Origin of the sequence: Gynuella sp., from assembly GCF_050297175.1 — a bacterium.
In the GTDB taxonomy this organism is placed as follows: Bacteria; Pseudomonadota; Gammaproteobacteria; order Pseudomonadales; family Natronospirillaceae; genus Gynuella.
In genome coordinates, this window is sequence record NZ_JBNKSF010000012.1 from 113,950 (window position 1) to 128,446 (window position 14,497).

Sequence of the window (14,497 nt, forward strand, 5' to 3'; positions counted from 1 at the left end):
AAGTGCCGGTTCATATCTTGAAGCGGCGCAGATTCTCATTCAGATTTTCTGACAACTGATCCAATTGATTGGCCGTGGTTTCTGTCTCCTTCGATCCAGTCGACATCTCCACCGCTGCATCACTGATTGCAGTGGTAATACGGCTGATCTCCTCCGTAGCCAGATGCTGTTCGCTGGAGGATGCGGCAATCCGCACCGCCATATCAGAAATCCGTTGGATGGATTCATTAATACCAACCAGTTTTTCAGTTACCGTTTCAGTATTACCGAGCGTGTCGCCCGCCAATTCACGACTTCTGGCCATCAGGTTAACCGCTTTTTCGGTCTGCTTTTGCAGCTTTTCAATCATCTGCTGAATTTCTTCTGTAGAGTTATGGGTACGCTGAGACAACACCCGGACTTCATCAGCAACTACAGCAAATCCCCTGCCCTGTTCACCCGCTCTAGCCGCTTCAATGGCTGCATTAAGTGCCAGCAGATTGGTCTGCTCGGCAATATTCTGAATAGTGGAAAGAATGGAATCGATACTCTGAGCATCATTATTCAGTTCTTGAATCACATCTGTGGACTTTTCGATTTCACGGCTCAGATGGGACATATTATCGCAATTGGTGGTCGCCAATTGATGCATGGATGAAGAAGCCTCCGCGGCGCTACCTGCTTCTTTGGCGGTTGCATCCGCATTACCCGCCACTTCATTGGCCGCCGCGCTCATTTCGTGAATCGCCGCCGCCACCTGCTCGATTTCCCCCTGCTGTAACTGCACCCGGCCAGCATTGTGACTGGCATCCGTTGCCAGTTTCTCAGCCTGATGTTTCAATTGTTCAGCGTTCTGATGGACATCGACCACCAGTAAACGAATTTTTTCTGAGAACTCATTAAAGCCCTCGCTTAAGTGACCCAGTTCATCATGACTGGCAATTTGCAGTTTATGGCTCAAATTCCCTTCACCTTCCGCAATTTCACTCATGGCCTGTACCAGCTCATGCAGTGGTCGAAGTGCACGGCCAATCAACAGAGCCACGACCCCTAACATGAGAAATGCAATCAATGTCGCAACGACAACAGCATTGATGACAGAGCTTTGAATCGGTCCCATAACCGCTTGTTCATCCAGCACCAATCCGATATACCAGTTTGATCCGGAGACAGCTCTGAAACCGGCCATATAAGTATCTTTCTCACTATTGAATGTTGTCATCTCACCAGAACCGGCCAATTGTTTCATGACACGGGTATTTAATGTTCCAGCAAGTGCAGACAGGTTTTTCATGGCTAAGGTTTGATCCGGATGCACCAGAATCTGTCCCTGATCATTGATCAGCATGGCATAACCACGATCACCAAAATTGGCACTCAAAACCGTGTCAATGATCGTTTCAAGGGAAATATCCACCCCAAGTACACCTTTGCGATCAGGGATGGCCGCCGCAAATGAGATGATCAGATTTCCAGTCACGACATCCACGTATGGATCAGTCACAATCACCTGTCGTTGACTGATCGCCTGTTGGTACCATGGCCGAACTCTTGGGTCGTATCCGGCGGGCATTGGATCATCCGGAATAATAGTCATTTTGCCGTTACTCTCACCCAGATAGCTGGCCATTAACTGTCCACCCTCACGTGCCTGAGTGAGCACCGAAACGGTGTTCTCCAGCAACTGGTCCGATGTGGCAGCTGCCCGAACCAAAGCCTCTTTACCTTTAATCCAATGGGTGATCGATTGCTCCAACAGCTCACCATTGGACTGAATCTCGGATGTTAATGCCCGACGTGCATCACCCGTCAACGAAAAATAACCGCTCAATGTCTGTACAGAACTGATCAGCAAAATTACAAACCCAGTGACCAGCAGCAACTTCGACCGTAAGGAAAGGCCTTCGGAATTGCGCATATTCATTGTCATAATTATTCCTAACTCAACGGCACCGGAGTGATATACCGGCTGTATGGAAAAATGGATAAAGAACTAATCCGTGCTGTATATAGCGACTGCTTTGATTCATTTTTTAATGATATTTTGCACCACAATGTTATGACTCCTTTTTGCTGAATCATTCAACTCGTCTCAGCTTAAACAGGATCGTTTTCATTCTCTGTTTTCGCTCTTCAGTTCATATCTGCACAAAAATGGACCGTGGCGAAAAGCAAGATCCCCATCAGCATGCACCAGCCCTCATCCTGGTTTCGTTTTTTTCGCAGATAGATTTGTCCATGTCTCAGATGGACTCATTTTTGCTTTCCAAGACTGAGACAATCGATCAGATCGATCGAATCTTAATATATGGAGAAGTGTGATGGGTTTGGGGGGCATTCAAAACACCCCACAGTCTCTTCAACCGTATTTGCATGCCTTCCAATGGCCTCATCAAATCTGAAGCAAACGCGATAAACGCTCACATTTTCCACGACCGAAGCGCTGTCATAAGGACATCCGTTCAATGCCAATAATACTCAAAAAATATGTCAAAACGGTTGAAGCCGTTAACCGGGTGGTAGGCCGTATAGCCATGTACATCATCTTTGTGATGATCGGCATTTTGCTGTACTCATCCATTACCCGGGCGTTTTTTGTTCCGCCGATGTGGACCCTGGAAATGGCTCAGTTCACCATGGTGGCCTACTACCTGCTTGGAGGACCCTACTCCATGCAATTGGGTGATCATGTGCGCATGGACCTGATATATGGCCGCTGGTCGAACCGGACCAAAGCCTGGGTTGATACCTTCACCATATTATTTCTCATTTTTTATCTGATTATGTTGCTAGTCGGTGGCTGGTCCAGCACCTCGTATGCAGTGGAATACGGAGAACGCAGCTACTCTTCCTGGCGGCCATATATGGCACCTATCAAAATCGTTGCCTGTATTGGCATATTCCTGATGTTGCTACAAGCCATCGCCGAATTTTTCAAAGACATTGCCCGGATCAGGGGAGAACAGATTTAATGAGTTATGAAATGATCGCATTGCTCATGTTTGCATCCATGATGCTCATGATGATGACTGGGCAAAGAGTATTCGCTGCTATTGGTTTCGTCGCGGTGGTGGCGGCGTTGTCCATGTGGGGCACCGGCGGTTCAGAAATGGGATTTTCCGCAGCCATGAAATTAATGAAATGGTATCCCCTGCTGACGCTGCCGCTGTTTATCTACATGGGCTTTATGCTATCGGAATCAGGTATCGCCAATGACCTCTACGATATGTTCCATGTCTGGTTTGGTTCGTTACGAGGCGGGCTGGCCATTGGTACCATTATATTGATGGTCGTGGTCTCGGCGATGAACGGACTCAGCGTGGCCGGGATGGCAATTGGTGCCACCATTGCCATGCCGGAACTGTTGCGCCGCGGCTACGATAAAATCATGGTGACCGGTGTTATTCAGGCCGGCAGTTCACTGGGCATTTTGGTGCCACCCAGCGTCGTGCTGGTGCTCTATGGCATGATTGCCCGTCAACCCGTCAGTCAGTTGTGGATGGCAGGGGTATTCCCAGGTCTGATCATGGCTTCCATGTTCATTATTTATGTCGTGATACGCTGTCGTATACAGCCGGAACTGGGCCCGGTATTAGATGCAGAAGAACGTGATATGCCTCTGTCCAAAAAGCTTTCTTTATTAAAAGCGGGCATTTTACCGTTGCTGATATTCTTTCTAATGACCGGTCTGTTTCTGATGGGTATCACCAGTCTGGTGGAAAGCTCTGCAGTCGGAGCAGTGGCAGCCACCGTCGCGGCCCTCATTAAACGTCGTCTTACCCGTCAGGTCATGGAAGATACTCTGCGCAAAACCCTGGGCATCAGTTGCATGTTCATGTGGATCATTCTCGCGGCCATGTGTTTTGGTTCGGTGTTTGATGGCCTCGGTGCAGTGCGGGCCATCAAAAGCCTGTTTCTGGAACAACTCGGATTGAGCCCGTGGGAAGTGCTGATCCTGATGCAACTCTCATTTATTATCATGGGAACTTTTCTGGACGATACCGCCATGCTGGTCATCGTCGCGCCTTTGTACATTCCGCTGGTGGCAGCATTGAATTTTAATCTGATCTGGTACGGCGTGCTCTACACCATTACCTGCCAGATTGCCTACATGACTCCGCCGTTTGGCTACAACCTGTTTCTGATGAAAGCCATGGCACCTCCGCAGGTAGGACTCAAGGATATTTACCAGTCAGTCACACCGTTTGTGGCCATCATGATTCTGGCATTGGTGCTGATCATGGTGTTTCCGCAACTGGCCCTGTGGCTACCCACCCAATATTACGGCCGATAACCGTGATGAGTTCAGGCAGTCGCTGATGAGAGATCATCAGCATTTATTAATCAAGGGGAATCGAAAATGACGAACAGACGCAACTTTCTTAAAAAAGCAGGCGTTGTGGGAGCCGCCACCGCCATCGGCGCACCGGCCATTAAAGCCTCACCCAGCAAAATCAAGTGGCGCTTTCAGACCTATGCCGGACCAGCTCTGGCAGAATATGTGATCAAACCTTCCATCGATGCCTTTAATAAAGTCGCCAATGGGGAAATGGAAATAGAATTATTTTATGCCGACCAGCTGGTACCGACCGGCGAATTGTTCCGGGCCATGCAGAAAGGCACCATCGATGCCGTACAGTCAGATGATGATTCCATCGCTGCACCGGTGGATATCTCAGTCTTTGGCGGCTACTTCCCGTTTGCTACCCGTTATAGCCTGGATGTTCCAGTATTGTTTGAAGAATACGGACTGAAACAGATTTGGGAAGAAGCCTACGGTGAAATAAAAGGCGTTACCTGGCTCGGTGCCGGTGCCTGGGATCCCTGTAACTTTGCCACCAAAGATCCTATCAACAGCCTCGAAGACCTCAAAGGCAAACGCATCTTCACATTTCCGACTGCCGGTCGATTTCTGTCACGCTTTGGCGTGGTACCAGTCACCCTGCCCTGGGAAGATGCCGAAGTGGCGTTACAGACTGGTGAACTTGACGGCTTGGCATGGTCCGGTATCACTGAAGACTATACCTCCGGCTGGGCGAACGCGACCAACTACTTCCTGACCAACAATATCTCCGGTGCCTGGATCGGTTCTTATTTTGCCAACAGCAAAAGCTGGGATGCTCTGCCGGAAGACCTGCAAACGCTGTTCAAGCTCTGTATGAACAGTTCACATTACCACCGCCAGCACTGGTATTGGGGTGGTGAGGCAAGGCTCAGAACCGAAGGTACCAAGATGAAACTGACCACCATCGCCGATGCTGAATGGGCCAAAGTGGAAGCCGAAGCCCACAAATTCTGGGATGAAGTGGCCAAAACCAGCGAACGCTGTGCCAGGGTGGTCAAAATTCTCAAGGAGTACAACGCCGCCATGGACAAAGCCGGCCCACCATACCGCTACTCCTGAACCCTTCACTCACGCCCGCCGGGCGTGAGTATTTTTGCCGCCAGATGCTATAACCGCAACAGGTTGTCAGTTAATATGCTGACCAGACAGAGAGATATTGATATCCAACGGAGTCTGCTTTGCATACAACTAATACTGTTCCGCCCCGGCGCCCCTCGCAGCAACATTCCACCATCATTATTACCGTCCTGTTATTACTACTGGCCGGTGAAATTTTATTCATCAGTCAGACCTTTGATGCCTATCTGTTATTCAAACGACAGAACCTCAGCCTCTGGCAGGAAGTCTTCGGTCAGCTGGGCCGGTTTGCTAAAGTTTTGACCCTAACCATCGTCATGGTTGTCATCCAGATAAAATCCCGTCTGTCGGATTACTGGCAGCAGCTCAATGAACAGTTTTCCAGCAAAGCACTGCTCTATTCTCTGCCTCTGCACGGACTCAGTTACGCCACGCTGCTGTACTTCTGCAGCCGATTATTTACCGGACTGGATCAACCCATCGGCAACATCGATTATTTAGGCTGGGTGTTCGCAGCAGCCTTTACCTTTGGGTTCTGGCTCATCAGTATCTGCCGGTTCGGCTTTGTGGTGCAACTTCTCAAACAGGAAAAGTACCCGTTGCTGATTGCCATCGCCATCAGTGTACTGGTATGGCTGTTCACTACCGGAACATCTGCCTTGTGGGATCCACTCAGCGAAGGCACCTTTACCCTTTCCGCCATTTGGCTGGCATTGTTCAATCCCGATCTTGTCGTTGTTTACCCGGCTGCAAAAGTGCTCGGCCTGGGTGACTTCGTCGTCAATATTGCCGCTGCCTGTTCTGGTTACGAAGGTATCGGCCTGATCACCGCTTTCACCAGCATCTATCTTTATCTCCACAAAGGTGAATTCCGTTACCCGCACAGCTTGCTGCTGTTTCCATTGGGCATCACCGTGATATGGCTGTTAAACAGTGTGCGCATCGCCCTATTGGTCTGGGTGGGATACTACTGGTCAAAAGATATTGCCGTCGGTGGATTTCATTCTCAGGCGGGTTGGATCATGTTTATTCTGACCTCTTTATTACTGTTGTGGATCGCCGGCTCCATCCGTTATTTTCGTCATCCGGCTGCCAGACCGGTTAAGACCGTCAGTACTGATAACGTCCCGGTTGCGACACTGATGCCTATGATTGCATTACTGGCGGTCTCAATTCTGACCAGTGCGTTTATTTCCGATTTCGACTGGCTTTACCCGCTACGGGTGATTGCCGTGACCGTTGTGCTTGCCAAATACTGGTCCAGACTGAATCTGCTCCCTTATCGTCCTGGCTGGGAACCGATGGCAGCCGGAATACTGGTGGCCGTACTCTGGGTGCTTCTGGTGCCACAGAATCCGGAATATAACGACACCTTCCAGGCCACCCTGAATAACACCTCCGATGGTATTGCCTGGGGTTGGCTACTGATACGCTTTCTCGGTGCAGCAGTGACCGTGCCTATTGCTGAAGAACTGGCCTTCAGAGCCTATCTACTGTGTCGGCTGTCCCGTTCAGCAGTCATACTTCGTGGTGAGGTTAGCGTAACCTGGGCGGCCGTGGCTGTTTCATCACTGGCCTTCGGCGCATTACATGGTGCCTGGTTGGCCGGTACTGTAGCGGGTGTCATTTACGCAATTGTCAGGATGCGCTCCAACTCCATCTCCGCTCCCATACTGGCGCACAGCCTGACCAATGCGCTCTTGTTCGCAATCGCTCTGATGAGCGGTAATTGGGGGCTGATTTGAATGTGCCTGCATACTACCCAAAGCCCTCCAAAAAGCCCCTGAATGATGTTGCAGGATAGTCAGAATAAAGCGAAAGCTATAAAACTCAGAAAATTTTTAAACGATAAGCAGCAGGTCCCTGACAGCACAGCAAGGCAGCCATTGTTCAGAGAGGTTATTTTTCTGCATGCACAGACATGATAATAAAAATGTCAAGAATGACACCGCCTTCATCACCAACATTTTCCGCCAGATACATCACAATTTATAACCAAATCTTGCCATGCTCATAAGAGCATCATCACATCTTTAAAATATAAACAAATGCTGTATATACACATTAGCAATCACACAACACACAAAAACCATTTGGACTTCCGAAAAATATTACGGGTTTTTTGACGTTTTCTCAGAGCACCTTCAAAAGTATGATTGCCGGCCATATGCATACCAATATACTTTATATAGAAAGACCAATTAAAGAATAACTGTAAAACAGAAAAACGTATAATGATCGAGTATCAATAAAGCCCTTTCTAAAATTAAAAATGGCCCTATTGAAAATAGCTTAATACATTGCAAAAAACTATCAATGACAACTTCAATAACACTGAGAGACTCACAAAATACGGCACAGAAAACTTCACATCGTCCTTGAAAAATCGGACATATTAAAACAAACACACCCAATTTATCAGAATACTTCTTGCAATCTTGTTCCCGCCACTCAATGGTTTTTCCAACAAATAGATTCTTAACATTTTTATAATGATCTTTTATAAAACAAAAAAGATCACAATGACAAATAAACCATCAAACTGCTCTATATCTATTGTATTAAAACTTACCCACACCTATTCAATGACCATAAATTTTCCGTATACACATTTTTAAAAATTCCAACCCATGAAAACCATATGCTAGTATCACCCCAAAATGCCTTACTGAGTATTTACTACTGAGAGTGGTGATTCAAACACTCTCAGCAGTATTCAGATATTTTCTTATAGATCTGAAAAACTTCCACTACAGCAAAGGTTTCATCATGGAGATCTCTACCACAGAACGGCTTGATCGTTTGATCCCTCTTCATACTTCTCAAGAAAATGTTTATTTCGAACAGTTACTGTATCCTGAAGACCCAATCTACAATATTGCCTGTTATCAAGTACTTCATTCCAATACAAATAAAGAGAAATTGAAACATTGTTGGGAGACACTTCACGAATACCTTGATGCCTTGCAAATGACATTTCATGAAGATGAAAAAGGTTATCCACATCAAAATCTGGTTAAGGACAGAAGCGCCACATTTCTGGAGAATGACTTTTCGTCACGAGAAAACCCCGAGACCGAAGCCCACAGATGGATGGAAGCGCGCCTTTCATTACCCATGGATTTTATGTCCGGCTGTATATCAGAGTTAAGTTTAATAAAATTATCTGATGACAAACACTTCCTGTTTTTCCGTTTCCACCATATCGCCATAGACGGGATGGGAGTCCACGTTTTAGTGGAATACTTTCATAAATTGTACGAAGCTTCTGAGAATAACAATGATACCTCTTGGTTGACTTCGATTCCCGACTATAGAACTTTCGCAAAAAACTCAAAAAACTATCTCAGCTCCAGCCGATACGAAAACGACAGGAAATATTGGCAGGATAAACTGAACGAAATAGTGGTTACCAAACTGGAAACCTTTCATAATTCGCAAGGCAGCGACGAAGTCACATACAAACTTCCAAAGACACTTAGCAACTCAATAAAGCAATTTTGCGAGCAACATAAGACAAGCTACCTTGTTCTCCTTTCATCTATAATCAGCATATATTTTTCAAAACTCTTAAATCGTCCCGACATTGTATTTGGCACTATCGTCCACGGCCGAGGAGGTGCGCGCAGCAAAAAAACTGTCGGTATGTTCTCCAATACAGTACTTATAAAATGTGACATACCTGAAGGTTCAACCTTAAAACAACTGACAAAAAAACTGAGCAAAGAACTGTCCAATACCTTACGACACAGCCGTTTTCCCTACAGCCACCTTTCACGCCTTTCGAAGAAAATCGACCAATCGCCTGCTGATATCATCATTAATTGTGAGACGTTTTCCGACAATCGAATGGGTGTCAATAAAAAGATTGAGACTTTTCATCTTGGTAATAAACATGAAAAACAACCACTACAAATACGTTTGATTGATTATGACTTTAATGATGAGTTGGAAATAAAGATCACATATAACCATCGATTTTTTGATGATCAGGAAGTCAGACTTATGGGCAAAAGGCTCCTGAACATGCTGAATCATTGTATTCAGGACATCGAAGTCCCCACCGCCAGAATTCCGATCCTGCCCGATGAAGAACGAGACATTCTGTTAAAAGACTGGAATGAGACCAATGCGGAATATCTGAAAGACAAAACCGTACACCAGTTATTCGAATCCCGTGTGGTTGAATCACCCGATAATATCGCTCTGATTTTTGATAATAGTAAACTGACCTACGCAGAGCTGAATCACCGCGCCAATCAACTGGCACATTCCATCAGACAAACGTACCAGAACACACATCACACTGAATTAACACCCAATACTCTCATAGCTCTGTATCTGGATCGCGGCTTCGACATGATTGTAAGCATACTCGCTGTATTAAAAGCCGGAGCTGCTTACGTGCCGATTTCGCCGGAATTTCCGGAATCAAGGATCCAGTTTATCCTTGAAGATACACAAACCCCCATGCTGATCAGCCAGACATCGCACACTCAGACAATCCGTCATATTTGCAGCAATAAATCTTTATCTCCAGACGTGATTTTCTGCGACGAATATAACCCGCAAAATAATCAACTGACTGATACCCCCAAAACCAGTTGTACCGCAGACGATCTGGCATATGTATTGTACACCTCGGGAACAACCGGTCAGCCTAAAGGCGTTATGATCAAACACCGGAATATTTGTCATTTGATCGCGGCCCAGAACGAGCGCTTTGATACTGCACACCATCAATGCGCTTTACAGTTTGCGGCATATGTTTTTGATGCCAGTGCCTTTGAGTTATTTGTCAGTTTGATTTCCGGTCATCAAGTTGTGCTGTGTACCGATGAACAGCATCGTGATCCGGAAATGCTTGCTGAGTTGATAAGTCAGCACAGTGTCGAAATTGCCACTTTGCCGCCAGCTATTTTAAATCAGATGAACGACTCTGGCCTGGAATCTCTGAAAACGCTCATAACTGCAGGTGAAACTCCATCACCTGATACCCTCAGAAGATTCAGTCAGAATCGCAGTGTACATAATGCTTATGGTCCAACAGAAACAACCGTTTGCGCCTCTTCCTACAAAATTAACAGCAGCCAATATACATCTGCTGCCAATATTGGTAAGCCGTTAATAAACGCCAGAACCTATGTCCTGGATCACGCCATGAATCCGGTACCTATTGGCATACCTGGTGAGTTGTATGTTGGTGGCGCCGGTTTGGCCGGTGGCTATCTGAATCGGCCGGAATTAACGTCTGAGCGTTTTATCAAGAACCCATTTTCGACCGATAGTGATAAATGCAATGGCTTCGACTTATTGTATAAAACAGGTGACCTGGCCCGCTGGTTGCCCGATGGTAATTTAGAGTATCTGGGCCGTAATGATTTTCAGGTAAAAATCCGTGGCTATCGCATTGAACTTGGAGAGATCGAACACGCCATGACCCGGATATCAGGTATTCGTCAGGCAGTTGTGATTGATCGGGTTCGCCATAACAGCCAATATCTGGCGGCTTACTATGTTTCTGCAGCGGATCACGACACTTATTTATCCGCTGATACGATAAGACATAAGCTTGCTGAACTGCTTCCGGATTATATGGTGCCAACAACCTTTGTGGAACTGGAAACTATACCGCTCACCATTAACGGCAAAGTGGACCGACGCGCACTTCCAGAACCGAAGTGGAACGATCAGGAAAACTTCACCTCACCACGAAACACCATGGAACAGCAAATCTGCTCTATGTGGAGAGAGGTGTTGGGGTTGGAGCAAGCAGGAATACATGATGATTTTTTCCGTGCTGGAGGCGACTCGATTACGGCTATTCAATTGGTTTCCAAGCTACGTCAATCCGGTTGGACTCTACATGTTAAAGATGTTTTTGCATTACCGACGGTTGCCCAACAGGCCGCATTTCTCGACGAGCAGACCTCCCAGGAACAGGTGAATGCGGAAAGCGGTACCTTAACAGGCCGCTTTGATCTACTACCGGTTCAGCAATGGTTTTTCGATTCCCAGTGGTCTCAGCCGAACCATTGGAACCAGGCATTTATGATCAAACTGCCGGCCGATATTGATCACGCCCATATCCTTCAGGCGTTATCCAAATTGGCATTACATCATGACATGCTACGTGTTCGCTTTGAAAATGGTCAGCAGATTTATCAAACAGATAAAGACGCATATCTCCCTGTCCTACACATACTGGATATCAGGACTCTGAGCGCGCAGCAGCTTGAAAAACAACTGACAGACTGGCAAAGCCACTTTGATATTAAAAAAGGGCAGCTATGGTGTGCAGCTCTGCTAACTGGTTATCAGGATGGTATAAATCGGTTATGGTTTTCGGCTCACCATCTGGTGATTGATTTCGTTTCCTGGGGCATTATCAGTGAAGATTTAAAAGCCCTCTTAACTCACCAGCCACTGAACAACAAAACCAGTAGTTACCGGCAATGGGTTGAGGCCGTTAAGAGTTATGCAACACAAAATCCGCAGGAAATTCATTGGTGGAGGGATCTGACAAACGACTCAACGAGTCTTCCAAATCCTGTCGGGCATCACAGAAAATATTGGTCCCTTTCCACAGAGAAAACCCAACAACTACTGGGTCGGGCTAACAGCGGTTATCACACCGAGACGAAAGACCTGCTATTGGCAGCACTGGGTATAACACTATGCGAACTCTTTCAGTCTGACAGCCAATTGGTCACCATGGAGGGGCATGGCCGAGAGAACTTTGATAACACTCTGGATGTTTCTCATACCGTTGGCTGGTTTACTACTTTATATCCTGTCCGATTAAACGGGAACAAGAACATTCATGAAGCGATCATTGAAACCAAGGAAATGCTTCGCACGATTCCAAATAAAGGTATCGGTTATGGCACCTTCGTTCAGGCTGGTATGTTACCTCAGGCTAAGCTGCCATTGATCAGTTTCAATTATCTTGGTCAACTCAATAAAGGAACGCAACAAGATATCACCCGGCCATGGCAACTCGATATAGATACTGTGGGAACAACCGTCGCAGCTAATAACCGGAGTCAGTTCTTGCTCAGTATCGACTGTGCTGCTTTGGAACAGGGTCTGCAATTAATCATCGATTCACAGCTTTCAGAACGACAGACCGACGAGTTTATTCAATCATTCTCACAAACACTCGAACAGATACTGAACCAGTGTATGAGAATGAGCAGTACCGGTGGGATCCATACCGCCAGCGACTTCGAAATGGAGCCGTTGTTTCAACAACGACTGGAAGCATTGCAGCAAGAACACGATATTGAAGCAATATTTCCGGCCACCAGTCTGCAACAGGGATTCATTCATCACTACCTGACCCGGCCAGATGACGATGCCTACCGGATGCAACTGGTAGTGGATTATCAACAACCGTTGGATGTCGGTTTGTACCAGCAGGCATGGACCATGGCAGCACAACGTTTCCCATCATTGCGCACAGCATTCGACTGGGATGTTTATGTGATTCAGATCATCACCCGCGATCAGAGCATCAATAAGGACAATTTCAATACCCATGATTTGAGTGCATTATCTGATCAGGAACAGCAACGCGTTATTGAAGAACTCAAGCTGCAACACCGAAAACCATTCGATCTGAGCAAGCCGGGCTTAATTCGTCTGAGCCTGATCAAGCGCAGTGATCGACTCTACACCTTGATCAAAACGGAACACCACAGTATTACGGATGGCTGGAGTGGCCCGGTGCTGATCGATACGGTGCACCGTTATTACGATGAATTGTGTCAGGGACAACACCAGGAGGTTATCGCGGAAACTGCCTATCTTCAGGCGCAGCAATATCAAAGGCAACAGCAGGATAAAACACATCGCTATTGGGCTGACATCAAGCCACAGTTCATCAAAACCAATGATATTAGTGCCATGTTCGGACAGCGTGTTGATCTGGAAAAAATGCGAGATATTACAAACCCGGCGGATATGGAAATCATCATTACTGGAAAGGATTTCAACGCTCTTAAAGAACTGAACCGGCAATTAGGCGTCACCGTTAATACCATTTTACAGTTCTCATGGCACAAGCTGCTGCAAACGTATACTGGAGACGAACAGACCATCGTGGGCACAATTGTTTCCGGTCGCGATATACCCATCACAGATATTGAAACCAGCGTTGGGCTTTATATCAATACCTTACCGTTGGCAATCAACTGGCATCCTGACATTACGGTTGAGCAGATGCTGCAAGACACTCACCAACATATTGCGGCACTAAGCAGTCACAGTCAGATTTCATTGGCCGAGTTACAGCACGATGGTCATCGTCTGTTTCACAGTCTGTTTATTTTTGAAAACTACCCAATGTCCAATCTGTCACAGACAACCGAGATTGGTACACACATGGTAATACGCGAGTTTTATGAAAAAGCGGATTACCCTCTGGTGGTAAAAGCATATGAATATGAAGACCGCCTGATGATGACCTTGAATTATAGTCAGGATTGGTTGCAGCCCCTTCAGGCACAACGATTGTGTGACCAGCTGAAACAAATTGTTATGCAGGTGGTATCACAATCAAAACAACCGATCAGAAATATTAATCTTTCTGAATTCGACCAGGTCCAATTACAACGTTGGAATAATACCCGCCAGAATTACCCGGCCACCACCTTGCTGGACGGGTTCTGCACACAGGTCGAACATGCTCCTCATACCACCGCAGTCATTACCTCCATGGGCTCGATCAGTTACGCTGAACTTAACCGTCAACGTCTGGCGCTGACGTACCACCTGCTAGACAAAGGCGTTACCCGGTCTCAGCTCGTTGGCGTATTAACCGATAAAGGCGAAGCCCAGGTGACTGCCACCCTCGCCATCCTCTCAACCGGTGCTGCCTACCTGCCTCTGAACGTCAGTTGGCCGGCTCACCGTTTGCAGGAAGTACTCATGGCCGGGGGCGTCGAACATCTACTGATCTCCCGCCAGCAATACCACAACCACCATCAACAGGCATGGCTGAATAACTATCAACTCACCGTGGTTGAAGATGTCTGCCAACAGAACCTTACGGACACGCGTGACCGCACCGCCGAGCTCCCCAGCCTTCGGCCT

At 46.8% G+C, this 14,497-nt stretch carries 6 protein-coding genes; 5 read left to right on the forward strand and 1 reads right to left on the reverse strand.

The annotated features are described in order from the left end of the window. Positions 1-10: 10 nt before the first annotated feature. Complete coding sequence (locus ACQY6I_RS04805; RefSeq protein WP_428240336.1) at positions 11-1,909, reverse strand: methyl-accepting chemotaxis protein; 1,899 nt, start codon at positions 1,907-1,909, stop codon at positions 11-13. Positions 1,910-2,444: 535 nt separating this feature from the next. On the opposite strand from ACQY6I_RS04805, the gene ACQY6I_RS04810 reads away from it, so the two are divergent. From ACQY6I_RS04810 to ACQY6I_RS04830, 5 genes are all read left to right on the forward strand, one after another. Continuing rightward, positions 2,445-2,951: a TRAP transporter small permease subunit gene (locus ACQY6I_RS04810; protein ID WP_428240337.1), complete on the forward strand. Its 507-nt coding sequence runs from the start codon at positions 2,445-2,447 to the stop codon at positions 2,949-2,951. After that, the gene (locus ACQY6I_RS04815; protein ID WP_428240338.1) at positions 2,951-4,273 is read left to right on the forward strand and encodes a TRAP transporter large permease; all 1,323 of its coding nucleotides are present in this window, start codon (positions 2,951-2,953) and stop codon (positions 4,271-4,273) included. The genes ACQY6I_RS04810 and ACQY6I_RS04815 overlap by 1 nt, the downstream gene beginning before the upstream one ends. Positions 4,274-4,339: 66 nt before the next feature. Next, positions 4,340-5,383, forward strand: coding sequence for a TRAP transporter substrate-binding protein DctP (gene dctP, locus ACQY6I_RS04820; RefSeq protein ID WP_428240339.1), 1,044 nt, complete (start codon positions 4,340-4,342; stop codon positions 5,381-5,383). Positions 5,384-5,502: 119 nt separating this feature from the next. Next, entirely contained in the window at positions 5,503-7,146 is a 1,644-nt protein-coding gene (xrtE, locus tag ACQY6I_RS04825; RefSeq protein WP_428240340.1) for an exosortase E/protease, VPEID-CTERM system, read from the forward strand. Positions 7,147-8,170: 1,024 nt separating this feature from the next. After that, on the forward strand, positions 8,171-14,497 hold a 6,327-nt coding region (locus ACQY6I_RS04830), incomplete at its 3' end, for an amino acid adenylation domain-containing protein (protein WP_428240341.1).

What these genes read in the sequence shown, in the direction of transcription:
- ACQY6I_RS04805 (WP_428240336.1), bottom strand. Translation starts at nt 1,909, where the DNA reads ATGACAATGAATATGCGCAATTCCGAAGGCCTTTCCTTACGGTCGAAG.
- ACQY6I_RS04815 (WP_428240338.1), top strand. Translation starts at nt 2,951, where the DNA reads ATGAGTTATGAAATGATCGCATTGCTCATGTTTGCATCCATGATGCTC.
- ACQY6I_RS04810 (WP_428240337.1), top strand. Translation starts at nt 2,445, where the DNA reads ATGCCAATAATACTCAAAAAATATGTCAAAACGGTTGAAGCCGTTAAC.
- dctP (WP_428240339.1), top strand. Translation starts at nt 4,340, where the DNA reads ATGACGAACAGACGCAACTTTCTTAAAAAAGCAGGCGTTGTGGGAGCC.